The sequence below is a fragment of the Paraconexibacter sp. AEG42_29 genome (assembly GCF_040581415.1).
In the GTDB taxonomy this organism is placed as follows: Bacteria; Actinomycetota; Thermoleophilia; order Solirubrobacterales; family Solirubrobacteraceae; genus Paraconexibacter.
The window spans coordinates 5,496,567-5,518,590 of sequence record NZ_CP114014.1 but is presented as its reverse complement, the minus strand read 5'-3'; the positions used below and the strand labels follow the sequence as shown (position 1 = coordinate 5,518,590).

Sequence of the window (22,024 nt, the reverse complement as noted above, 5' to 3'; positions counted from 1 at the left end):
CCGTCAATACTTCTGGTTGCCGGCAGCGATCTTCCGCAGGTCGATCGTCTTGTCGTAGAGGTCGCCGTCGACGCCCTCCTCGAGCGCGATCTCGCGCAGCGGGCGGCCGGTGGCGGCCGCCTTCTTGACGAGCACGGCGGCCTTGTCGTAGCCGATCGCGCCGTTCAGCGCGGTCGCCACGGCGAGCGTGTTGCCGGCCGACGCCTCGACGCCGCCCTTGTTCACGGTGATGCCGTCGACGCACTTCTCGGCGAACGCCTTGGACGTCGTCGAGAGCAGGTGGATCGACTGCAGCAGGTTGCGGGCGATCAGCGGGATGCGCACGTTCAGCTCGAACTGGCCCTGCATGCCGCCGATGGTGATCGCGGTGTCGTTGCCGATCACCTGTGCGGACACCTGGAGCACGACCTCGGGGAGGACCGGGTTGACCTTGCCCGGCATGATCGACGAGCCCTTCTGCAGCTCGGGCAGGTAGATCTCGCCGATGCCGGCACGCGGGCCGGAGCCCATGAGCGCGATGTCGTTCGCGATCTTGGTCAGCGACACGGCGACGACCTTCAGCGCGCCGGACAGCTCGACGAGCGCGTCGCGGTTGGCCTGCGCCTCGAAGCGGTCCAGCGGCGGGGCGATCTGCTTGAGCTTGGACTCCTTCTTCAGCAGCGCGATGACCTTGCCGGCGAACTTCGGGTCGGTGTTCAGGCCGGTGCCGGTCGCGGTGCCGCCGAGCGGGATCTGCCCGACGTGGACCAGCGTCGCCTCCACGCGCTCGATCGCGAGGGTCAGCTGCGCCGCGTAGCCGCCGAACTCCTGGCCGAGCGTGACCGGGACTGCGTCCATCAGGTGCGTGCGGCCCGACTTCACGACGTCCTTGAACTTCGTGGCCTTCTTCGCGAACGACTTCTGCAGCTGCCTCAGCGCGGGCAGGAGCTCGTTCACGGTCTTGTCCAGCGCCGCGAGGTGGACGGCGGACGGGAAGACGTCGTTCGACGACTGCCCGTAGTTCACGTGGTCGTTCGGGTGCGCGCCCGCGAGCGAGGCGAGGACCTCGTTCGTGTTCATGTTCGACGACGTGCCCGAGCCGGTCTGGAAGACGTCGATCGGGAACTGGTCGTCGTACGCGCCCGTCGCGACCGCGTCCGCCGCCTCGGCGATCTTCGCCGCGAGGTCCGCGTCGATCAGCCCGAGGTCGCCGTTCACGCGCGCGGCCGCACCCTTGATGCGCCCGAGCCAGTGGATGACGGCGATCGGGACGACCTCGCCGCTGATCGGAAAGTTGTCGACGGCCTTCTGGGTCTCGCCGCTGTACAGGATCTTCTTGGCCATAGATCCCGGAGCCTCCCATATCACCGGGGCAGGCGGCGTGCCGCTCGACACTCCGTCAGATGGCGCAAACGGCGCCGCATCGGTGGTGCTCCCGCTACGTTCGTAGAGCATGCGACTCCGGATTTCAGTCCTGACCGCCGCCACGCTGCTCGCGAGCGTGGTCGTAGCTGCTCCTGCGCAGGCGATCGTCGGCGGCAAGGACACCGCGCCGGGTGCGTATCCCGCGGTGGCGTTCGTGAAGATCAGCGGCTCGTTCGCCTGCACGGGGACGCTCGTCGCGCCGAAGGTGGTCGTCACCGCCGGCCACTGTGGCTCCCTGACGGGCTCGCTCATCGCCACGCCGATCGGCTGGCCGCCGTCGATGATCGCCGTCACGCTCGGTGCGGAGTCGCCGGACGGGCCGGGCGAGCGCGCCACGGTGTCCTCCGTGAGGATCCCGCCGGACTACCTCGCCACCACGGGGTCCGACATCTCGCTGCTGATCCTCGACAAGCCCGCGAAGACGACGCCGGTCCGGATCGCGGGCCGCGGCGGAGAGGGGGCCTGGGCGCCCGGCGTCAGCGAGACGATCGTCGGCTACGGGCTTACCAAGGAAGACGGGGACATCCCCGATCACCTCCAAGAAGCCAACGTCCCGATCATCGCCGACCCGGACTGCGCGAAGTCGTATCCGGGGACCGACTTCACCACGCAGATCTGCGCGGGCTTCCCGCAGGGCGGCATCGACAGCTGCCAGGGCGACTCGGGCGGGCCGCTCTTCGGCCGCCGCGCGGACGGCTCGCTCGTGCTCGTCGGCGCGACCAGCAACGGCGACGGCTGCGCGCGCGCCGGCAAGCCCGGCATCTACGCCCGGATCGCCGACGCACCGCTGCGCGAGTGGATCCGCGGGATCGCGGGCGACGCCGTCGACGCCGACGCGTCCGCGGCGCCGGCCACCCCGACGCCCGTCGCCGGGCCCAAGCCGGTCGTGCGGCCCACCACCTGCTCCAAGCCGCGGAGGCTGACCGTCACCGTCAAGCGGATCTACCGGGGCAAGCTGCGCTCCGTGGTCGTCCTGGTCGCCGGGAAGCGGCTGACGACGCTGCGGTCGGGCAAGACGTCGACGCGCGTGGTCCTGCCCGCCGGCAAACCGCGGACGGTCACCGTCAAGCTCGTCATGCGGCTCAAGAGCGGCAAGCAGGTGACCGACACGCGGCGCTTCAAGGTCTGCGGCGGGTAGCCCGCGGTAGCGTCACGACGGTGTCCCGCGCCGTCGACCGCCTCCCCGCCCAGTTCTTCACCGGGATCCTCGCCGAGGTCGCCGCGGCGCGGGCGACGCCCGGCGCGCCGATCATCGACCTCGGGCGCGGCAACCCCGACCAGCCGCCGCCCGACCACGCCGTTGCAGCGCTGCAGGCGGCCGCCGGCGATCCGGTCGCGGCGGTGCACGGCTACCCGCCGTTCGCCGGGCTCCCCGCGCTGCGCGAGGCGATCGCGGCGCGCTACCGCGCCGATCACGGGGTCGTCCTGGACCCGGAGCGCGAGATCGCGGTGGTCCCGGGGACGAAGACCGGGATCATGCTGGCGACGCTGGCCTGCGCGGCGGCGGGGGACGCGGTGCTGCTCCCGGACCCGGGCTACCCGGACTACCTCTCGGCGATCGCACTGGCCGGCGCGCGGCGGGTTCCGCTGCTGCTCCGGGCGGCCGGCGGCTTCCAGCCGGACTTCGTGGGCGACCACGCGGTCGCCGCCGAGCGGCCGGCATTGGTCGTCCTGAACTATCCGTCGAACCCCTGCGCGGTCGTCGAGCGGCCCGGGACCTTCGAGGCCGCCGTCGCATACGCCGCCGAGCGGGACGCCGTCCTGCTGAACGACTTCGCCTACGGCGCGCTCGGGCTCGGGACGTCGCCGCCGCGCAGCGTCCTCGCCGTGCCGGGTGCGCGGGAGGTCGCCGTCGAGCTGTGGTCGGCGTCGAAGATCTACGGCATGGCGGGCTGGCGCGTCGGCTTCCTCGTCGGTCGCGCAGACGTGGTCGCGCGAGTCCAGACGCTGATCGACCACACGACGGCCGGGGTCTTCGCAGCCGTCCAGCGCGGCCTGCACGCTGCGCTCACCGGGCCGCAGGACGGGGTCGCGGAGCTGCGCGCGCTGTACCGCGCGCGGGCCGATCGGCTCGTCGGGACGCTGCGCGCGGCCGGCGCCGAGATCGACGCACCGGCCGGGACGTTCTTCGCCTGGTGGCGGCCACCGGCCGGCCTGGACGCGGCGACCCTCCTGCGCGAGGACCGCGTCGGGGTCGCGCCGGGCGTCGGGTTCGGCGCCGAGGGCGAGGGCTGGGTCCGCCTCTCGCTGGCGACGGCGGACACGGACCTCGACGAGGGCGCCCGCCGCCTGGCGGCAGCGGTCACCCGCACGCTCCCCTGACGTCGAGACCCGTTCCTCATCACCCGGTCCGATGCCCGCCGGGTCTCGGCGCCCGTAGGACGGGGGTTCAACCGGTCTTCTCGCCGGCCGCGAGGCCGCGGTCCACGTCTGCGGCCAGGTCCGGCGCCTCGGTCTGCAGCCGGCCGCCGACGAGCTCGACCCGGCGCTGGAGCTCGGACATGACGCCTGCGGTGCGCTCGGCCCCACGACGGGTCGCCCCGATCAGGTAGCCCAGCTGCACCGCGACGGCGCGATCCTCCTGTTCGCGGGCGGTGACCCGCAGCTCCTCCGCCGCGCGGGAGAAGGTGATGCCGACGTTCAGGAGCTCGGCCTCGTCGGTCCCGTCGCTGATGCACTCGGACAACCGGGAGCCGTCGACGAGCGTGACGGCCGCCGGGGCGCGCTCGAGCGCGCGGATCACGGGGGCCACGTCCTCGGTGCAGCCAGGCGAGATCGGCGTGGCGCCGGGCCCGCAGCCGGCCAGCACCGCCACGGCACAGCCCAGCGTGGGGACCCACGACCTCCTCATCGACGCATCGTAGAGTCCGCGCCCTTGCCCACGGAACCGCTCAGCCCGCGTGCGCACGATCGCGAGATGGTGCGTCTCGCCGTCCCCGCCCTCGGCGCGCTCGCCGCAGAGCCGCTGTATCTGCTCGCGGACACCGCGATCGTCGGCCACCTGGGGACGCTGGAACTCGGCGCGCTCGCACTGGCGGCGACGGCGCTGACGTCCGTCGTGGCGCTCTGCAACTTCCTCACGTACGGGACGACGGCGCAGGTCGCACGGCTGCACGGCGCCGGTCAGCCCGAACGGGCGGCCCAGATCGCCGCCCAGGCCCTGTGGCTCGCCGCGGGCCTCGGTGTCCTGCTCGCGGTCGCGCTGGTCCTGCTGGCGCACCCGCTCATGCTCGCGCTCGGCGGGACGGGGGACGCGGCCGGCGCCGCCGAGCGCTACCTGCGGCTCAGCGCCCCCGGGCTGCCCTTCGCGCTGATCGCGCTCGCGGGCCAGGGGTACCTCCGCGGGGTCGACCGGCTGCGGACCCCGCTCGTCATCCTGATCGTCGCGAACCTCGTCAACGTCGTGCTCGAGCTGGTGCTCGTCTACGGGCTGGACCTGGGGCTCGACGGGTCGGCGCTCGGGACGGTCGCCGCGCAGGCGGGGATGGGCGCGGCGTTCGCGATCACGCTCCTGCGGGCCGGCGGGCCCGACGTCTCCCGCCGCCCGCGCCCGGCCGACATCCGCGCGCTGCTGGTCCTGGGCGGGGACCTGCTGGTGCGGACCGGGGCGCTGCTGCTGGCGTTCATCGCGGCGGGCGCCGTGGTCGCGCGGACGTCCACCGCGGCGCTCGCGGCGCACCAGATCGCCTTCCAGCTGTTCGTCTTCCTCGCGCTGGTGCTGGACGCGATCGCGATCGCCGGCCAGATCATCGTCGGTCGCGCGCTCGGCGCCGGCGATGCGTCCGGCGCGACCGTCGCCGCCCGCCGGATGATCGGCTGGTCGGTGGTCGTCGGCGCGTTGTTCGCCGTCGTCCTGCTCGGGCTCACCGGGATCGTGCCGCGGGCGTTCACGAGCGACGACGCTGTGCTGGACCAGGCCCGTGACCTGTGGCCGCTGTTCGCGGTCCTGCAGGTGTCGGGCGCGGTGGTGTTCGCGCTCGACGGGATCCTCATCGGGGCCGGCGACACCCGCTTCATCGCGCGGGCGATGGCCTTCAGCGCATTGGCCTGCTTCGCCCCGGTCGCGCTCGCCAGCCTCGTCTTCGACTGGGGCGTGGTGGGGGTGTGGGTCGCGATCAACGTCCTGATGCTCGCGCGGCTGGGGACGATGGCCTGGCGGTTCCGCGGCGGTGCGTGGGCCGTCGTCGGCGCGGAGCGCTGAGCCATCCGCCGACGGAGTCGGCGTGCGGCGCAGAGCTCATATGAGGAGCTCCACGCCGCACGCCGCCCGCGGGCGACCGGCCAAGCTGCAGCGAACGTGCCGATCGCGCGCGAAAGCTCCGCAAAGCGGGTGCTCCGGCCGTCGCCGCCCCGGCGGCCCGTAGAACACCGGCTCCATGGCTCAGCGCACGACCGTCCCGACCCGCCTCGGGCTCACCACGTCCCAGGCCGCCGCCCACCTCGGCGTCAGCCTGTCGACGGTGCGGCGCTGGTCGGACCAGGGTCACCTGATCGGCTACCGGACGCCGGGTGGCCAGCGGCGCTTCAGCCTGCAGCAGCTCGACGCATTCCTGGACTCGCTCGAGCAGGACGCCCGCGAGCGCTCCGCGCTCTGAGACGGGTAGGGGTCCTGCGGTCCGCGGCGGGCACGTCCCTGCCTGGCGCGGGGAGGGACGTCGTGGTCGGGACGCTGACGCCGACGGACTGGTGGTCGGGGGTCGGTGGCGCTGACGCCGAGGGCTCGGTGGTCGGGGGTCGGTGGCGCTGACGCCGACGGCCGTCCCGGTCGTGGCGGCTCTGGGAACTGCGGGCTGTAGACGATGGCGGGCGCTGGGACGCTGCGGGGTCTCGGGTGCGGGGCGTGGGGCGGGCGGCTGGCCGGGCGGGACGAGTGGTGGATCGCACGGCTCCCAGTCGGGTGGAGCGCCATCGGCCGCTGCCGGGCGGGACGAGTGGTGGATCGCACGGCTCCCAGCCCGGTAGATCGCCGTAGGCCGTCGCCGCCCGGCGGCCCGGCACGCTCGGAGGATTCGGGGGGTCAGGCCCCCGCGACCCTCCACGCAGCCGGGCCTGGGCGGGACGCTCGGAGGATCCGACGGGTCAGGCCCGCCAGGCCCTCCGCGCGTCGCCCCTGGCCCTCACCCGGGACACCGCCCGACGACCAGACCACGCCCCCCGGCACCACACCCCCGCTCCGCCCCGTAAGCGCGGTCATGAGTGCTGCCGGTCGGTGGCAGGCATGGGGACGACCGCACCGGTCGTCGCCGGCGCGTCAGCCCCCCGGCGACCACGGCCGCAGCCGCGGCACCCAGCCCGGGACGGCACGGCGGTAGTCCTCGTACGGCGCCCCGAACCGCGCGGCGAGCGTCGGCTCCTCCAGGCGTGTCGTCAGCACCGCGAGGGTCGCCAGATAGGCCGCAGCCGCCACCAGCAGGATCGGACGGGCCAGCACGAGTCCCTCGCCGACGATCATCGCCGCCGTCGCCAGGTACATCGGGTTGCGGACGTGGCGGTAGGCGCCGCTCACCACGAGCCGGTCCGTCGGTGCGGCCGGTGTGGGCGTCCCCCGGCCGTCGACCGCGAACGCGACGAACGCGCGCACGACCACGGCCAGGCCGGCGCAGACCAGCGCCACCCCGAGCACCGTCCAGAACGGCTGCGCCGGCAGGTCGGAACCCTGGTCCCACCCACCGGTCAGCAGGAACGGGCCCACGCCCGCCTCCAGACAGGGGCCGAGGACGAAGAACAGCACGCTCAGGCAGGCGGCGGCACGACGGGGCACGCGGCCATCATCGCGGACGCCCGCTACGGCCGGCCCAGCCGTTGCGGCGGCCGGGCAGCTCGGCGCCGGCGGACCGCAGCGTCACGCCCGCCGCGACCCCGACCGCGGTGCACGTCCCGGCCGGGAGCTCGAGCACAGCGCGCGAGCCCCGGCAGGCAACGACCCGCCAGGGCCCGAGCGCCGGCACGACCCGCAGCACGCACCCGGCCCGGTCCAGGAAGACGACGTCGATCGCTCGGCGCATGAACGCGGTGTGCACCGAGGCGCACGGCACGATCAGCAGTCCGCCACCCGCCGGCAGCGGACGCCCGATCAGGCCGCGCAGGCGCTGCCGTGAGGTCCGGGCCACCGTGCACTGTGCGCACAGCACGCGGCCGCGGCAGGTGATGACGAAGGGGGCGGCCTGCGGTGAACCGGTCATCCGCCCCAGGAGACCGCACCCGCACGGCACGCCCCGCAGAAGCGCGTCAATCGGCACACCCGCGCGGCGCTCGGACCGCAGACCCCGCCAAAGCTCCACATCTGCAGCTATCCCTGCACCTCTTGCACAACACCCGCCCGCTCCCGATGATCGCCCCATGCCCGCCATCAGGACCAACGCGGCGGCAGCGATGCTCGGCGTGAGCCCGAACACGCTGCGCTCGTGGGAGCGCCGCTTCGGCTTCCCCGAGCCGCGCCGCACCGCGGGTGGGCACCGCCAGTTCGAGCTGACCGAGGTCGAGGCCCTCCGCAGCGCCTTCGAGGAGACGCACAACGTCTCCAGCGCGATCGCGATCGCCCGCGAGCGCGGCGCCGGTCCCGCCACCCCCGCACGCCTGAAGTCCGCCTTCACCCGGTTCGACGACGGCGAGGCCGACCGCATCGTCGAGGAGTCCCTCACGGTCCGCTCGCTGGAGCGCACCGTCGAGGAGGTCATGCTCCCGTCGGTCGCCGCCCTCGACGAGCAGGAGCCCGAAGCCGAGAGCGGCGAGAGCGTCGAGTACGGCTTCGCCTGGCGCTGGGCCGCCGGCTGGCTCGCCGCGCAGCAGCGCGTGGCGCCGCCCGCGAGCCGCCGCGACTCGGTCCTCGTCTTCGACGCCTCCCGGCCGGTCGACCTCGACGCCCTGCACGCCCAGGCGCTCGAGCTGTTCCTGCGCCGGGCCGGGCTGCGGACGCTGACCCTCACCGCGACGCTGGACCCGAACCGCCTGACGCACGCCCTCACCGCCCTGGACCCGCGGATCGTCATCCTCACCGGCCGCCGCGCCTCGCTCGACGAGCTCGGGCGCCTGGTCTTCGCCGTCCGCCGCGTGGCGGGCGACCGCGTCACCGTCCTGGACTACCGCGGCGCCCTCAGCGCCCGCGGGGGGATCACCGGCTCGACCGTCGCCTCCCTCGGCGACCAGCCGGTCGCCGCCCGCGAGCTGGTCCTCGAGCACGTCGACGGCCGCACGCAGGACAGCCGCGCCCGCAGCGCCGGCTGACCCTGCGGCCGGGCCGACGCACCCACGCCTCCACCGGGAGGGGTCCGGCGGCGCCTGATTGCGAGAATGGATCGCAATGTCCCGCCCGGTCGTCGATCCCGCCCAGTCCTTCCCCGCGCTCGAAGAGGCGATCCTCGAGCGCTGGCGCGAGCGCGACGTCTTCCGCCAGTCGATCGAGCGCCGTGCGGGCGCCGAGCCGTGGGTCTTCTACGAGGGCCCGCCGACCGCCAACGGCCGCCCCGGCAGCCACCACGTCCTGGCTCGCGCCTTCAAGGACATCTACCCGCGCTTCAAGACGATGCGCGGCTACCGCGTCGACCGCAAGGGCGGCTGGGACTGCCACGGCCTCCCGGTCGAGATCCAGGTAGAGAAGGAGCTGGGCCTCACGAACAAGGCCGACATCGAGGCCTACGGGATCGAGGCCTTCAACCAGAAGTGCCGCGAGTCCGTCTTCACCTTCCTGGAGGAGTGGGACCGCCTCACCGAGCGGATCGGCTTCTGGCTCGACCTCGAGAACCCGTACCGCACGCTCGACAGCAGCTACGTCGAGTCGGTGTGGTGGGCGCTCAAGACGCTCAGCGAGAAGGACCTGCTGTTCGAGGGCCACAAGGTGGTCCCCTATTGCCCCCGCTGCGGCACCGCGCTCAGCTCCCACGAGGTCGCACAGGGGTACAAGGACGTCGTCGACCAGTCGGTCTACGTCCGCCTGCCGGTCACGACCGCCGCCGGGCCGGTCCAGGTCGGCGACGAGCTGCTGGTGTGGACGACGACGCCGTGGACACTGCCGTCGAACGCCGCTGTCGCGGTCGCCCCGGACCTCGAGTACGTCCGCGCGAGCGCACCCGAGGGCGGCAGGGCGGGGACGTTCGTCCTCGCCGCCGGGCTCGTCGACCGCGTCCTGGGCGAGGGCGCGAAGGTCCACGACCGTTTCCAGGGCGCGCAGTTCACCGGCGCCGTCTACGACCCGCCGTTCCACTACATCGCGAGCAGCGAATGGGGCGACCGCGCGCACTCCGTCCTGGAGGGCGACTTCGTCACCGCGGACGACGGCACCGGCATCGTCCACACCGCCATCGCGTTCGGCGAGGACGACTACCGCCTCGGGACCGAAGCCGGCCTGACCGTCGTCAACCCGGTCAAGCTCGACGGCACCTACGACGAGCGCATCACCGACTACGCGGGCCGCTCGGTGAAGGACGTCGACGGGGAGATCGTCGCGCAGCTCGACGCGCTCGGGCGGCTCCTGAAGGCGACCGACTACGAGCACTCCTACCCCCACTGCTGGCGCTGCTCCACGCCGCTCATCTACTACGCGAAGCCGTCGTGGTTCGTCGGGACGTCGAAGCTGCGCGACAAGCTGCTCGCGTCCAACGAGGACGTCGCGTGGCACCCCGAGCACATCAAGCACGGGCGCTTCGGCGACTGGCTGAACAACAACGTCGACTGGGCCCTCTCGCGCGAGCGCTACTGGGGCACGCCGCTGCCGGTCTGGCGCAGCGAGGACGGCAAGGACGTGCACGTCATCGGGTCGCTGGCGGAGCTCGAGGAGCTGTCCGGGACGAAGCTGGACGACCCGCACCGGCCCTTTGTCGACGACGTCACGTTCCCCCATCCGGTCACGGGGGCGACGCTCACGCGCGTCCCCGAGGTCATCGACGTCTGGTTCGACAGCGGCTGCATGCCCTTCGCCCAGCACGCCTACCCGCACGCCGCGGGCTCGCAGGAGCTGCTCGCCGACCAGTTCCCCGCGGACTACATCTGCGAGGCGCTCGACCAGACCCGCGGCTGGTTCTACTCGCTGCTCGCTGTCGGGACGCTGCTGTTCGACCGCGCGCCGTACGAGAACGTCGTCTGCCTCGGCCTGATCCTGGACGGCGAGGGCCAGAAGATGTCCAAGTCCAAGGGCAACATCGTCGTGCCCTGGGAGGTCATCGACCAGTTCGGCGCCGACGCGTTCCGCTGGTACTTCTTCACGTCCAAGCAGCCGTGGGACGGCTACCGCTTCTCGACGGAGGCGATCGGCGAGGGCGTCCGGCTGTTCCTGCGGCAGCTGTGGAACACGTACGCGTTCCTGCAGCTCTACACCGTCGAGGAGGGAGCCCCGGCGACCGAGACCGAGCTCGACCGCTGGGTCCTGTCCCGCCTCTCGGCCACCGTCGAAGAGGTCACCGAGCGCCTGGACGACTACGACGCGACCTTTGCCGGCCGCGCGATCGGGGCGTTCGTCGACGACCTCTCCAACTGGTACGTCCGCCGCTCCCGGCCCCGGTTCTTCGCCGGCGACCCCGGTGCCTTCGCGACGCTGCGCCACTGCCTGCTGACCGTGTCCCAGCTGCTGGCGCCGTTCACGCCGTTCATCGCCGACGCGATCTACGTCGGCCTGACCGAGGGGACGGACGAGGCCCTCGACTCCGTCCACCTCACCGACTGGCCCGTCGCCGCCCCGCGGGACGTCGCCCTCGAGGAGCAGATGGCGATCGCACGCGACGCGGTCCGCCTCGGCCTGAAGGCGCGCGGGCAGTCGAAGATCAAGGTCCGCCAGCCGCTGCGCGAGGCCGTGATCGTCGCGGCCGACCGCGAGCGCGAGGCGATCGCCGCCCACGACGGGATGATCCGCGAGGAGCTGAACGTCAAGGAGCTGCGCTTCATCGCGTCGGCCGACGAGCTCGGGTCCTACGAGCTGAAGGCCAACTACCGCTCCCTCGGGCCGCGCTTCGGCAAGCAGATGCCGGCGGCGCGGGACGCCGTCGACGCGCTCGACGCCGCGCACGTGGCGACCGCCCTGCGTGGCGGGCGGACGGTCGGCGTCTTCGTCGACGGCAAGGAGCACGAGCTCGGGCCGGACGACATCCAGCTGGTGATGCAGCCCCTTGAGGGCTACGAGGTCGAGCGCGAGGGCGCGCACGCCGTCGCCCTCGACCTGACGATCGACGACGCGCTGCGCCGGGAGGGCTGGGCACGCGAGGTCGTCCGGGCCGTGCAGAACCTGCGCAAGGACTCGGGGCTCAGCGTCGGGGACCGCATCACGCTCGCGCTCGAGGGGGGCGACCTGCTGGTCGGCGCCGCCCGGGAGTGGGAGGACTGGATCGCGGGCGAGGTGCTGGCGACCGCGGTCGCCTACGGGGACGACGCCGGGGCCGCGGGGCCTGCGGCGGGTGCGACGGACATCGCGGTCGACGGCCAGGCGCTGCACCTGGCGATCCGCCTGGCCTGACCAGGCGACCCACGGCCGGCGCCCACGCGGCGATACTCAGCCGCATGCACGTGAGGCGCATCGTCCCGGACCTGCACGCCGACGACCCGGCGGCGAGCCACGAGCTCTACGTCGACGTCCTCGGGCTGCAGGTCGCGATGGATCATGGGTGGATCGTCACCTACGCGGCACCCGGGGCGCCGCAGACGCAGCTGAGCGTCATGCGCGAGGACGCGAGCGCCCCGGTCCGGCCGCACGTCTCGATCGAGGTGGATGACGTCGACGCCGCCCACGCCGATGCCGTGCGGCGCGGGTTCGAGATCGTGCACCCGCTCACGGACGAGCCCTGGGGCGTCCGCCGCTTCTTCGTCCGCGACCGCAGCGGCGCGGTCGTCAACGTCGTCGCCCACGCCTGATCAGGGATCGACGGGGGCGAGCGTGCCCCGCGCCGGCCTATAGGGAGGGACACCCTCCCAACCGAAGGAGCAGCGACGATGGACGACGAGACCCTGCAGGACATCGTGGGCGCGATCCCGCCCGGTCACTGGATGAGCTACGCGGACGTCTGCGAGGCGGCGGGCGGCCACCCGCGCCAGGCGCTCGGCCTGAACATGCGGCTCACGCGCCTGGGGTGCAAGGGCGCCCACCGGGTGCTGAAGGCGGACGGCACCGTCGCGCCGACCGCACTCGGCGACCCGCGCAAGGTGCACAACGCGCTGGCGAAGGAGAAGCTGAGCTTCACCCGCGGCCGAGCCGATCCGGCCGCAAGGGTCGCGCCGGCAGCGGTATAGGCCGGCCGGGAGTTCCGAGCCCCTGGGCGAGGAACTCCCAGGGTCAGCCCGAGCCGCTAGGCGAGGGCTGACCCGAGCTCGGCCTCGATCTTGCGCTTGGGGAACGCGCCGATGATCTTCTTGGCCTCGGCGCCGTTCTTGAACAGGATCATCGTCGGGATCGAGAGCACCCCGTACTTGCTGGCGACCAGCTGGTTCTCGTCGACGTTGAGCTTCACGATCTTGAGGTCGTCGCGCTCACCGGCGATCTCCTCGAGGACGGGCCCGACGACGCGGCACGGACCGCACCAGGGGGCCCAGAAGTCGACGAGCACGGGCTGCTCTGACTCGATGACCTCGGCCTGGAAGTTGGAATCGGTGACGTCCTGCAGACTGCCCATGTCGGCCTCCTTGAAGTTGCGCTGACAACCACTATACAAAGTGAAGTGACCCGCCTCGTGACGGGTCCTGCAACGAGCCTACCCGCGTAGCGACACGAGCAGATGCGGGCTGACGAAGACCTCGACGAACGCGGCGACGACGATCACCGGCACGGCCAGGGCGGTCGTGACGAAGGTCGCGGCCAGCAGCTGGTCCCAGTCTCCCTGGCGACTCGCGACGATCCACGCGGCCAGCGGGAGGAACAGCGCCATCAGCTCCGGGATCGCGTGCGGCAGCAGGCCCAGCAGCAGGATGCCGACCGACATGTCGTTGTCCGCAGCGAGCGAGGACGCAGCCTGGCCGATGGTCAGGGCCTGGGTGACCAGCGAGAAGGTGGTCGCGCAGACGACGAAGATGATCGCGGCGCGGCCGATGTGATCGTGCAGCCGGGCCGAGAGCCGGCCGCGTCCCTCGGACTGGGCGGGCAGCGAGCTGCCTGCGATGAAGCCGGCGACGCAGGCCAGCGAGTGAAGGGCGAGCACCAGCGCGTTGCGGTACAGGACATGGCCGACGTCCGACATCCCGGCGGGCGCGTTGAAGCCCGGCAGGTAGCTCCCGGTGGTGGACGGGTCCGGGGTGGCCAGCGAGCCGATGACCCACACCGAGCCGAGGAGGCCGGCCGTGACCAGGGCGGCCCCGAGCAGCCAGCCGCGCAGGACCGACCAGGGGTCGTTGTTCCAGCGGACGAGTGCCGTGCGGGTGTCGCGGACCCCCTGGACGAAGGCGAACTGAGAGGAGTCCATGGAGGGCTTGCATCGGCGCCGCATCGTCGACCCTTGAGTCAAGCACGTCGGATCCGGGCGCGGCCCCGGTCAGCGGCGGCGGCGCAGGCGAGGGACGAGGAACATGGCCTCGACCGCGATCGCGGCGGACATCTTGGACTGGCCCAGCTGCCGGTCGCGGAACCGGATCGGCACCTCGCAGACCCGGAACCCGGCGCGGACGGCACGGTAGGTCAGCTCCACCTGGAAGGCGTATCCGCGCGAGCGCACCGTGGGCAGGTCGATGGCGCGCAGGACCTCGGCGCGGAAGCACTTGTAGCCGCCGGTCAGGTCCTGCACGCCGAGGCCGAGGGCGCGGCGCGCGTACCACGAGCCGCCGCGGCTGACGAACTGACGCGAGCGGCTCCAGTCCACGACCGACCCGCCGGGCACGTAGCGCGACCCGAGCGCGAGGTCGCAGCCTGAGCGGACCGCGTCGAGGAGCCGGCCGAGGTCGGCGGGGTCGTGGGAGAAGTCGGCGTCCATCTCCAGGACGTAGCCGGCGTCGTGGTCGAGGGCGTGGGTGAACCCCGCGAGGTAGGCAGGCCCCAGACCCTCGCGGACGGTGCGGTGCAGGACCGAGACGGCGGCAAGCTCCTCGGCGAGTCCGTCGGCGAGGCGGCCGGTCCCGTCGGGCGAGTCGTCGTCGACGACCAGGATCCGGTGTCCCTCAGGCGACGCGGAGGCCAGCGCGGCATCGGCCGCGCGCACGACGGCGTCGATGTTCTCGGCCTCGTTGAAGGTCGGCAGGATGAGCCAGGGCAATCCGGGCACGGGTCGGCGTAGCCTATGGATACCGATGCCCGAGACCCCACCCGACCTGTCCAACGCCCGCATCGCGGAGCTGCTCGATGAGCTCGGGGACCTCTACGAGCTCGACGGGGCGGTCATCCACCGCGTGCTGGCCTACCGCAACGCGGCGAAGGCGGTGCGGGACGCGACGCGCTCCGTCGCGACGCTGACGCGCGGGGGCACCGTCACGTCGCTGCCGGGCGTCGGCAAGACGCTCGAGGAGAAGCTCGTCGCGCTGCTGGAGACGGGGTCGATCCCGGCGCTCGAGAAGCTGCGCGCCAAGTTCCCGCCCGGCCTGCTCGCGATGACGCGCCTGCCCGGCCTGGGACCCAAGCGCGCGCGGAAGCTGTACGACGAGCTCGGCCTCGATTCGCTCGACGCGCTCGCGACGGCGGCGAAGGAGCAGAAGCTGCGCGAGGTCAAGGGCTTCGGCGAGAAGTTCGAGGAGATGGTCCTGGCCGCGATCGACGCCGGTCACGGGGCCGAGGGCTCGCGTCGGATCCCGATGCACCGCGCGCTCGAGACGGCCGCGCCGATCGTGGAGGCGCTGCGGGCGCACCCCGCCGCTGACCAGGTCCACGTCGCGGGCAGCGCCCGGCGCCTCGCCGACAGCGCCAAGGACCTCGACATCATCGCGACGGCCTCCGACCCGCGGGCCCTGCTCGAGGCGTTCGCGGCGCTGCCCGAGCTCGAGACGTCGAACGTCCCCGGCGACAACGCGGCCAAGGGCGTCACCCACAACGGGCTGTCGATCGATGTGCGCGTCGTTGAGCCCGACCAGCTCGGCAACCTGCTGCAGCACTTCACCGGCTCGAAGAACCACAACCTCGCGCTGCGGGCGGCGGCGGTCCGCAAGGGCCTGCACGTCAGCGAATACGGCGTCCTCGACGACGCCACCGGGGTCACGCACCGCTGCGCCACCGAGGAGGAGGTCTACGCGCTGCTCGGCCTTCCGCTGATCCCGCCGGAGCTGCGGGAGGACCGGGGGGAGCTGGCGTTCAAGGACGCCGCGGACATCCCCGACCTGATCACGCAGGAGGACCTCAAGGGCGACCTGCACATGCACACGGTCGCCTCGGACGGGCGCGGGACGATCCGGGAGATGGCGGAGGCGGCCCTCGCGCGCGGCCTCGAGTACATCGCGATCACCGATCACTCGGCGTCGCACGGCTTCGGCAACGACGTCTCCCCGGACGAGCTGCGGCGGCAGATCGAACGGGTGCACGAGGTCGACCAGGAGCTCGACGGCATCACCGTGCTCGCCGGCAGCGAGGTCAACATCCTCCCGGACGGCACGCTCGACTACGACGACGAGCTGCTGGCCGAGCTGGACTGGGTCGTCGCCTCCGTCCACACGCAGTTCGGGATGGACGAGCGCACGATGACCAAGCGGATCGTCACCGCGCTCGAGCATCCGTCGGTCCACGCCCTCGGCCATCCGACCGGGCGCAAGATCGAGCAGCGCCCGGCGTACGCGCTCGACATCGACGCGATCATCGACGCCGCCGCCCGGACCGGCACGTTCCTCGAGATCAACAGCGCCCCGGACCGGCGCGACCTGCACGACGTCCACGCACGGGCAGCCGCGGCGGCGGGTGTCCTGATCGTCATCGACTCGGACGCCCACGGCGCCGAGAAGCTGGGGGTGACGGGCTGGGGGGTCGGGACGGCGCGGCGCGCGTGGCTGACGGCGGCCGACGTGGCGAACACCCGTCCCCTGCCGGAGCTTCTTAAGCTGCGCAAGGGAGGGTGAGGGTTCTCGTTGCCGGGGGCGGTCGGCGATCGGTCATGGGCCTCCGCGGCTGGGGCGCCGGGGCGCGTTGCGGAAGGGGCCACCGCGGTTCGGCGCCGGACGCCGCTGCGGACCAGGACCGTCGGCCGCCCGCCCTGGTGAGGACTTGGTGGTTGCTGTCAGACGATGAGCGCGGCGGCGATCCCTGCTATCTCCAGCTCGCGGTTCTCAATCCGTCGAAAGGGTGGCGCGCAGCAGCGGGGCCACGCGCGTGGCCACCAGCGCGTCGACCGCCGCTCGCGAGTGCGTGGCCACCGACGCCGGGCCGCGGGCGGCGAGGTCCGCCGGCGGGTCGTCGAGCGCTGCGCGGATCGCTGCGGCCAGCGCGGCGGCCGGCGCGCCGTCGGGCAGCACCCAGCGCGGGTCCAGCGTGCGCGCCGGTCCGAGCGCCGCGTAGGGGCCCGGTGCCGTGGTGGTCACGAGCGCGCAGCCGTCGGCCAGCGCCTCGAGCTGCGCGATGCCGTGGTCCTCGCGGCGGGGGGCCGTGACGTAGAGGCGGCTGCGGCGCAGCAGCGCGCGGTAGGCGTCAGGGGCGAGCAGCCCGGCGACGCGGACGGACCCGGCCGGCAGCCCGGCGGTCGCGGCGCCGGCCGGCAGCGCGTCGATGCCGCAGACGACCAGCTCCTCGCCGCCGGACCGCGCGAGCGCCCATGCGGCGAGCACGCGGTCCAGGCCCTTCTTCGCCGGGTTGGCGGCGTAGGTGATCGCGGCGATGTCGCGCGCCGCCCACGGGACCGCGTCCCCCGACGGGTCGACGGGAATCGGGACGACGACCGTAGGGACCGTGACCCGGGCTGCCGCGCCCCCCAGCTCGGCGAGGGCGCCGTCGTCCTGCGGCAGCAGCAGCGTCGCCGCGGCCAGGCGGCGGCGCTCCTGCGGGCGCTGCCAGAAGCCGTGCCGCCCCGGCCGGTTGGCGGCCGCGAGCGCGTCGAAGCGGATGGCCCCGCGCCGCGGCCACAGGAGCGCCGCGGTCGTCGTCGAGTAGACGACGGCCTGCGGCCGGTGCGCGGCGATCCCGGCGCGGGCCGCGCGGCGGGCGGCCAGCGCCCAGCCGAGGTCGGTCGCCGCGAACGTCCGGACCTCGCGCGGCGGCTCGGCGCGGGCGACGGCGACGCTGAGCCCGGCGCGCTCCAGCGAGCCCGCCAGCTCGGCCTCGGCCAGGCGCAGGCCGGTGGTCGACCCGAGGGCCACGAGGAGCACGTCGACGGACACGCATGCATCATCCCGGCGAGCGGGCCGCAGCGGGGTCAGCCCGTCGCGATGAACGTCAGCGAGGCCGCCGGCCCCTTGACCGCGAGGCTGCCGCCCAGCAGCTCGGTCAGGCGGCCCACGACCGCGAGCGCGGCGTCGCGCTCCGCCTCGACGGCGCCGGTCCCGGGCGACGTGCCGGGGGCGTGGACGTGGATCCGCACCTCGTGGCGCTCGCCGTAGAGGCGCCGGGCGGACGCCGTCATGCCGATCCCCGGTGCGCCGCCGAGGGCACGCAGCACGAGGCCGACGACCTCGGCCACGCGCTCGCGGTCGAACGCCAGGAGCGCAGGGGTGGTGGCGTCGACCTCGACCGACACGCCCTGGACAGGCGACGTCAGCTCGCGCAGCAGCTCGCGAAGGTCCACCGGGACCACCGCCGTCGTGCCGGGGACGGGTGCGGCTGCGGGCTCGAGGTCGGCGGCGCGCGCCGCGTCGGCCAGCAGCTCATCCCGCTCGGCGATGCGCGCGTCGACGGCTTCGGCCATCGCATCGAAGGCCTCGGCCGACTCCTGCAGCTCGCGCGGCTCCCGGCGTGAGCGGCGGAAGATGCGCACGCCGACCTCGCCCGCAGCCACCCTCCGCGCGCCGTCGCGGACCGCGGCGAGCGGATCGACGAGCCCGCGACGAGCGGCGGCGAACGTCGTCGACGCCAGCAGCGCCATCGCCACGAGCAGCCCGATCTGGACCAGGACGAGGGTTCGCGAACGGTCGGAGAGGCGCTCGACCTGGCGGGCCGTCCGGGCGTCGACCAACCCGACGAAGGTGTCGATCTCGGCCGCGATGGTCCCCTTCGCGCGGTTGTACGCCGCGTCGGACAGGCGCAGCGCGAGCGGGTAGAGGGCGGCGGTCGCACGGGGGTCGCCGGGCGACAGGCGCAGGGCCTGGACGCGCCTGATGACGTCCTCCTCGGTGCGGGCGAGGACGTCGGACGCCCGCAGCGCGCGGCGTAGGGCGGCGAACTCGTCGCCGGCGAACCCCTCGTCGCGCATGAGCTGCACGAGCGACCGCGGCGGGCCGAACTCGATGTCGCCGAGGCCGTCCCGCAGCGCGCGGTCCCAGAACGACGGCCCGTACACCCGGGGCCGCGGCGCCGTCCCCGCCCGGATCGCGAGGATCTGACGGAAGGCGATGCGGTAGGTGGCGTCGCCGGTGGTGGCGTAGAGGCGCACCATCCGCGTGAGGTCGTTCGACGATGCCCGGACGCTCTCGGCGAGGCGGGCGGACGTCACGCGCAGCTCTTCCGCGTCAGCCCGCTCGTTCCCGTTCTCGAGCTGCACGCTGGCGATGTACATCGAGGAGCCGAGCAGCAGCGCAGCGACCCCGAGCACGACGGCGATGACACTGCGGACCGTCAACACTGCTGCAACACCTCCGCCCCCGGGAACCGGCTACGGGCGGCACCCTATCGCCACTATGCTGCGACGGGTGGACGGGGGCCCGGGACTCCGGTGGGGGACGGCGACGCTCGGCGTCGCCGTGATCTACGGCGCGCTCGCGTACCTGGGCTACCAGCTCACGGTCGAGGACACCTTCGCCGAGGCGTCGGCCGTCTGGCCGGCCGTGGGGTTCGCGATCGTCTCCCTGCTGTTCCTCGGGCGCCCCGCGCTCATCGGGATCGTCATGGGCGGGACCGCCGCCGATCTGCTGACGGGCGCGCAGTTCGGCGAGTCGCTCGCGATCGGCCTCGTGTCCGCCGTCAACGCGGCGATCATCCGCGAGCTGTTCCTCGAGTTCGAGCTCCGTGTGGACCTGCAGCGGCTGCGCGACGTCGCCGGCCTCGTGCTGATCGGCACGCTCGTCGCCCCGATCGGAGCGACCCTCGGGACGGCCGTCATCGCGCTGAACCACGAGGAGGCGGGTGAGCTGGGACTGACCTGGCTCGCGTGGTGGGCCGGCGACGTCTCCGGGCTGATGCTCGTCGGGGTCCCGCTGCTGCTGCTCGTCGCGCACGTGCGCGGCCGGGCGCTCCCCGGCCACACCCGCCGCCACGAGCCGGCCCTGCTCGTCGTCCTCGCTGCGGGCACCGCGGCCCTCATCTTCTTCGCGCAGGACGCACCCATCGCGTACCTCGCGCTCCCGGTCGTCGTCTGGACGGCGGCGCGCGGGTCGCTGACGCTCATCGGCATCGTCACGATCGTGATGGGGTCCGTGGCCTCCGCGGCGACCCTCGCGGACGTCGGGCCGTTCGCCGGCCTCGACCTCACCCAGCGGCTGATCGTCCTCGATGTCTTCGGCGGATGCGTGGCGATGACCGGGCTGATCCTCGGAACGCTCGCGGGCGAGCGGCGGAGCGCGCTCGCCGCGGTGCAGGGTTCGGCGGCGGTCCTTGAGCGGAGGGTCGCCGAGCGCACCGCCGAGCTCGACCAGGCGCGCCGCCTGGCCGAGTCCCGCGAGCGCGCCGAGGCCGCGTTCCTGGCGAACGTCACCCACGAGATCCGCACGCCGCTGCATGCGGTGATCGGGACCACGCGGGTCCTCGCCGACACGACGCTCGACCATGAGCAGCGTGACCTCGTCGGCGTCGTCTCCACGTCGGGCGAGCACATGCTCACGATCACGAACGACGTCCTGGACTTCTCGAAGATCGAGGCCGGCGCCATCGAGCTCGAGCGGGTCCCCTTCTCCCTTCACGCCGCCGTCGAGGACACGGTCGCACTGCTCGGCCCTGCCGCCCTGGGCAAGGGCCTCGAGCTCGCGATCCTGGTGCAGGAGCCGCTGCACGACGCCGTCAGCGGCGATGTGGCCCGCCTGCGCCAGGTCCTCCTGAACCTGCTGGCGAACGCCGTCAAGTTCACGCCCACGGGCGAGATCGTCGTGAGCGTCGCGACGGAGGCTTCCGGCGACGGCGCGGTCCGCGTCCTGGTGGACGTCCGCGACACCGGGATCGGCATCGCGGCGGACCGGCTGCCCTCGCTGTTCGAGCGCTTCGTCCAGGGGGAGACGTCGACGAGTCGCCGCTACGGCGGCACCGGCCTCGGCCTCGCGATCTCCCGTGAGCTCGTCACGCTGATGGGAGGTCGGCTGACGGTCCGGAGCACGCAGGGCGAGGGGACGACGTTCGCGCTCGACGTGCGGCTGGACGCCGAGCCGCAGCCCGCGCCCGACGAGGCGCTGCCCGCGCCCCCGCGGACTGCCGCGGTCATCGTTGCGTCGCCGGGACTGCACGAGCAGTTCGTGCGCGAGTTGGGACGCCTCGGCATCGCGGTCGTCGCGCAGGACGCTCCGGCGGATCTCGTCATCGCCGAGGACGCGGCCCGCGGGCGGGCGCTCGCCGGGGCGAGCACGCCGCTGGTGATGCTGGTCCCGACGGCGAGCGTCTCCGTGGAGGGCGCCGAGCGGATCGTGAAGCCGCCGCGTCGCCGCGCGATCGAACGCGCGGTCGCACGGTCGCTGCGGAGCGAGGTCGCGGAGCTCGAGCCCGCCCGCATCGACGACGGGATGGCCGCCCGCCATCCGCTGCGGATCCTGATCGCCGACGACATGTCGGTGGGTCGGCTCGTCACGACCCGCGTCCTGCGCCGGCTGGGCTACGAGGCCGACGCGGTCGCGGACGGACAGGAGGCGGTGGACGTCGTGCTCCGGCAGGACTACGACGTCGTCCTGATGGACGTGCGCATGCCGCGGCTGGACGGGCTGCAGGCGACGCGCCAGATCATCGCGCGCGCCGCCCACGGACGCCGCCCGGTGATCCTGGGCATCTCGGCCGGGGCGGACGACGAGCAGCAGGCGTGCCTGGTCGCCGGCATGGACGGCGTGATCGGCAAGCCGCTGATCCTCGAGCGGCTGCGCGACGCGCTGCTGCTGGTCCGGACCCGCAGCACGCCGTCCTGAGCGACGGCGCCCCGCGGTCGACCGGACGCGTCGCCTAGGGCCGCGGGACCCCGTCGAGCGACGGCACCTCGCGCCGCAGGCCCGGCACGCGGACGAGCTTCACCGGCTGCAGCGGCGACGTGCGCTCGACGTAGAACTGCACGCCGTCGCGCTCCTCGATCGCGACCACCGCCTGGTCCTGGCGGCGCCAGGTCAGCGCCCAGAGAATCGTGAACCCGGCCGCGATGCCGGGGATCTGGGGGGCCAGGAACGCGAGTCCCCCCGCCAGCAGCGTGGCCACCAGGAGCGGCCAGAGCCGGTTGACGACGACGGCGCCGGGACGCAGCTCGGGCATCATCGTGGCGGCCTTGCTGTCGGCGAGCAGGCGCGCGATCGGCGGGCTGGCCTCGTTGCGGCGGCCCAGGTAGGAGCCCAGGATCGACGCGATCAGCCACCACGCGGTGGCGTAGACCACCAGCTTCTCGTCGGCGTCCTGCGAGGCGCCGATCAGGCACAGGACCGCGAGCGTGCTCGCGGCGCCCCCGCACAGCAGCACCGCGGTGCGCAGCAGGTCGACGAAGCGCAC

The 22,024-nt window shown here is 73.4% G+C and carries 20 protein-coding genes; 10 read left to right on the top strand and 10 right to left on the bottom strand.

Going from position 1 to position 22,024, the window contains the following annotated elements:
* Nucleotides 1-3: 3 nt before the first annotated feature.
* The gene (locus DSM112329_RS26165; RefSeq protein ID WP_354699516.1) at nucleotides 4-1,323 is read right to left on the bottom strand and encodes a class II fumarate hydratase; all 1,320 of its coding nucleotides are present in this window, start codon (nucleotides 1,321-1,323) and stop codon (nucleotides 4-6) included.
* A gap of 109 nt (nucleotides 1,324-1,432) precedes the next feature.
* On the opposite strand from DSM112329_RS26165, the gene DSM112329_RS26160 reads away from it, so the two are divergent.
* Both DSM112329_RS26160 and DSM112329_RS26155 read left to right on the top strand, forming a co-directional pair.
* On the top strand, nucleotides 1,433-2,542 hold the full coding sequence (locus DSM112329_RS26160) for a serine protease (protein WP_354699515.1): 1,110 nt from the start codon (nucleotides 1,433-1,435) through the stop codon (nucleotides 2,540-2,542).
* 20 nt (nucleotides 2,543-2,562) lie between these two features.
* The gene (locus DSM112329_RS26155; protein WP_354699514.1) at nucleotides 2,563-3,726 is read left to right on the top strand and encodes an aminotransferase class I/II-fold pyridoxal phosphate-dependent enzyme; all 1,164 of its coding nucleotides are present in this window, start codon (nucleotides 2,563-2,565) and stop codon (nucleotides 3,724-3,726) included.
* A 67-nt stretch (nucleotides 3,727-3,793) separates the two neighbouring features.
* On the opposite strand, the gene DSM112329_RS26150 is transcribed toward DSM112329_RS26155, so the two are convergent.
* Entirely contained in the window at nucleotides 3,794-4,255 is a 462-nt protein-coding gene (locus DSM112329_RS26150; protein ID WP_354699513.1) for a hypothetical protein, read from the bottom strand.
* A 24-nt stretch (nucleotides 4,256-4,279) separates the two neighbouring features.
* On the opposite strand from DSM112329_RS26150, the gene DSM112329_RS26145 reads away from it, so the two are divergent.
* Together DSM112329_RS26145 and DSM112329_RS26140 are read left to right on the top strand one after the other, a co-directional pair.
* On the top strand, nucleotides 4,280-5,605 hold the full coding sequence (locus DSM112329_RS26145; RefSeq protein ID WP_354699512.1) for an MATE family efflux transporter: 1,326 nt from the start codon (nucleotides 4,280-4,282) through the stop codon (nucleotides 5,603-5,605).
* A gap of 175 nt (nucleotides 5,606-5,780) precedes the next feature.
* The gene (locus DSM112329_RS26140; protein WP_354699511.1) at nucleotides 5,781-5,999 is read left to right on the top strand and encodes a helix-turn-helix domain-containing protein; all 219 of its coding nucleotides are present in this window, start codon (nucleotides 5,781-5,783) and stop codon (nucleotides 5,997-5,999) included.
* Nucleotides 6,000-6,655: 656 nt separating this feature from the next.
* Here the strand turns inward: DSM112329_RS26140 and DSM112329_RS26135 are convergent.
* Complete coding sequence (locus tag DSM112329_RS26135; protein WP_354699510.1) at nucleotides 6,656-7,165, bottom strand: isoprenylcysteine carboxylmethyltransferase family protein; 510 nt, start codon at nucleotides 7,163-7,165, stop codon at nucleotides 6,656-6,658.
* A 7-nt stretch (nucleotides 7,166-7,172) separates the two neighbouring features.
* The gene (locus DSM112329_RS26130) at nucleotides 7,173-7,586 is read right to left on the bottom strand and encodes a DUF192 domain-containing protein (RefSeq protein WP_354699509.1); all 414 of its coding nucleotides are present in this window, start codon (nucleotides 7,584-7,586) and stop codon (nucleotides 7,173-7,175) included.
* A 157-nt stretch (nucleotides 7,587-7,743) separates the two neighbouring features.
* Here DSM112329_RS26130 and DSM112329_RS26125 point away from each other — a divergent pair, with 157 nt between their 5' ends.
* From DSM112329_RS26125 to DSM112329_RS26110, 4 genes are all read left to right on the top strand, one after another.
* The gene (locus tag DSM112329_RS26125; RefSeq protein ID WP_354699508.1) at nucleotides 7,744-8,628 is read left to right on the top strand and encodes a MerR family DNA-binding transcriptional regulator; all 885 of its coding nucleotides are present in this window, start codon (nucleotides 7,744-7,746) and stop codon (nucleotides 8,626-8,628) included.
* A 76-nt stretch (nucleotides 8,629-8,704) separates the two neighbouring features.
* Complete coding sequence (gene ileS, locus DSM112329_RS26120; RefSeq protein WP_354699507.1) at nucleotides 8,705-11,842, top strand: isoleucine--tRNA ligase; 3,138 nt, start codon at nucleotides 8,705-8,707, stop codon at nucleotides 11,840-11,842.
* Nucleotides 11,843-11,886: 44 nt separating this feature from the next.
* Complete coding sequence (locus DSM112329_RS26115; protein WP_354699506.1) at nucleotides 11,887-12,237, top strand: VOC family protein; 351 nt, start codon at nucleotides 11,887-11,889, stop codon at nucleotides 12,235-12,237.
* A gap of 78 nt (nucleotides 12,238-12,315) precedes the next feature.
* Nucleotides 12,316-12,612, top strand: coding sequence for an MGMT family protein (locus DSM112329_RS26110; RefSeq protein WP_354699505.1), 297 nt, complete (start codon nucleotides 12,316-12,318; stop codon nucleotides 12,610-12,612).
* A 56-nt stretch (nucleotides 12,613-12,668) separates the two neighbouring features.
* On the opposite strand, the gene trxA is transcribed toward DSM112329_RS26110, so the two are convergent.
* The 3 genes from trxA to DSM112329_RS26095 all read right to left on the bottom strand — a co-directional run bounded on the left by trxA (nucleotide 12,669) and on the right by DSM112329_RS26095 (nucleotide 14,567).
* Nucleotides 12,669-12,992: a thioredoxin gene (gene trxA, locus DSM112329_RS26105; RefSeq protein ID WP_354699504.1), complete on the bottom strand. Its 324-nt coding sequence runs from the start codon at nucleotides 12,990-12,992 to the stop codon at nucleotides 12,669-12,671.
* A 78-nt stretch (nucleotides 12,993-13,070) separates the two neighbouring features.
* A complete protein-coding gene (locus tag DSM112329_RS26100; protein WP_354699503.1) occupies nucleotides 13,071-13,775 on the bottom strand; it encodes a stage II sporulation protein M in 705 nt (234 codons plus the stop codon).
* Nucleotides 13,776-13,844: 69 nt separating this feature from the next.
* Nucleotides 13,845-14,567, bottom strand: a complete 723-nt coding sequence (locus DSM112329_RS26095; RefSeq protein ID WP_354699502.1) for a polyprenol monophosphomannose synthase — start codon at nucleotides 14,565-14,567, stop codon at nucleotides 13,845-13,847.
* Nucleotides 14,568-14,592: 25 nt separating this feature from the next.
* On the opposite strand from DSM112329_RS26095, the gene polX reads away from it, so the two are divergent.
* Nucleotides 14,593-16,338 carry a DNA polymerase/3'-5' exonuclease PolX gene (gene polX / locus DSM112329_RS26090; RefSeq protein ID WP_354699501.1) on the top strand — a complete coding sequence of 582 codons (1,746 nt, stop codon included), beginning with the start codon at nucleotides 14,593-14,595 and terminating at the stop codon, nucleotides 16,336-16,338.
* 207 nt (nucleotides 16,339-16,545) lie between these two features.
* On the opposite strand, the gene DSM112329_RS26085 is transcribed toward polX, so the two are convergent.
* Nucleotides 16,546-17,589, bottom strand: coding sequence for a glycosyltransferase (locus tag DSM112329_RS26085; protein ID WP_354699500.1), 1,044 nt, complete (start codon nucleotides 17,587-17,589; stop codon nucleotides 16,546-16,548).
* A gap of 35 nt (nucleotides 17,590-17,624) precedes the next feature.
* Nucleotides 17,625-18,983: a hypothetical protein gene (locus tag DSM112329_RS26080; protein ID WP_354699499.1), complete on the bottom strand. Its 1,359-nt coding sequence runs from the start codon at nucleotides 18,981-18,983 to the stop codon at nucleotides 17,625-17,627.
* Between the two features lie 70 nt (nucleotides 18,984-19,053).
* Between DSM112329_RS26080 and DSM112329_RS26075 the strand changes: the two genes are divergently transcribed.
* A complete protein-coding gene (locus tag DSM112329_RS26075) occupies nucleotides 19,054-21,459 on the top strand; it encodes an ATP-binding protein (RefSeq protein ID WP_354699498.1) in 2,406 nt (801 codons plus the stop codon).
* Nucleotides 21,460-21,493: 34 nt separating this feature from the next.
* On the opposite strand, the gene DSM112329_RS26070 is transcribed toward DSM112329_RS26075, so the two are convergent.
* Nucleotides 21,494-22,024: a hypothetical protein gene (locus tag DSM112329_RS26070; protein ID WP_354699497.1), complete on the bottom strand. Its 531-nt coding sequence runs from the start codon at nucleotides 22,022-22,024 to the stop codon at nucleotides 21,494-21,496.

Excerpts from the sequence above, each read along its gene's own strand:
- DSM112329_RS26125 (WP_354699508.1), top strand. The coding sequence starts at position 7,744 with ATGCCCGCCATCAGGACCAACGCGGCGGCAGCGATGCTCGGCGTGAGC.
- DSM112329_RS26100 (WP_354699503.1), bottom strand. The coding sequence starts at position 13,775 with ATGGACTCCTCTCAGTTCGCCTTCGTCCAGGGGGTCCGCGACACCCGC.
- DSM112329_RS26140 (WP_354699511.1), top strand. The coding sequence starts at position 5,781 with ATGGCTCAGCGCACGACCGTCCCGACCCGCCTCGGGCTCACCACGTCC.
- DSM112329_RS26165 (WP_354699516.1), bottom strand. The coding sequence starts at position 1,323 with ATGGCCAAGAAGATCCTGTACAGCGGCGAGACCCAGAAGGCCGTCGAC.
- DSM112329_RS26160 (WP_354699515.1), top strand. The coding sequence starts at position 1,433 with ATGCGACTCCGGATTTCAGTCCTGACCGCCGCCACGCTGCTCGCGAGC.
- polX (WP_354699501.1), top strand. The coding sequence starts at position 14,593 with ATGCCCGAGACCCCACCCGACCTGTCCAACGCCCGCATCGCGGAGCTG.
- DSM112329_RS26130 (WP_354699509.1), bottom strand. The coding sequence starts at position 7,586 with ATGACCGGTTCACCGCAGGCCGCCCCCTTCGTCATCACCTGCCGCGGC.
- DSM112329_RS26110 (WP_354699505.1), top strand. The coding sequence starts at position 12,316 with ATGGACGACGAGACCCTGCAGGACATCGTGGGCGCGATCCCGCCCGGT.
- DSM112329_RS26115 (WP_354699506.1), top strand. The coding sequence starts at position 11,887 with ATGCACGTGAGGCGCATCGTCCCGGACCTGCACGCCGACGACCCGGCG.
- DSM112329_RS26150 (WP_354699513.1), bottom strand. The coding sequence starts at position 4,255 with ATGAGGAGGTCGTGGGTCCCCACGCTGGGCTGTGCCGTGGCGGTGCTG.
- ileS (WP_354699507.1), top strand. The coding sequence starts at position 8,705 with ATGTCCCGCCCGGTCGTCGATCCCGCCCAGTCCTTCCCCGCGCTCGAA.
- trxA (WP_354699504.1), bottom strand. The coding sequence starts at position 12,992 with ATGGGCAGTCTGCAGGACGTCACCGATTCCAACTTCCAGGCCGAGGTC.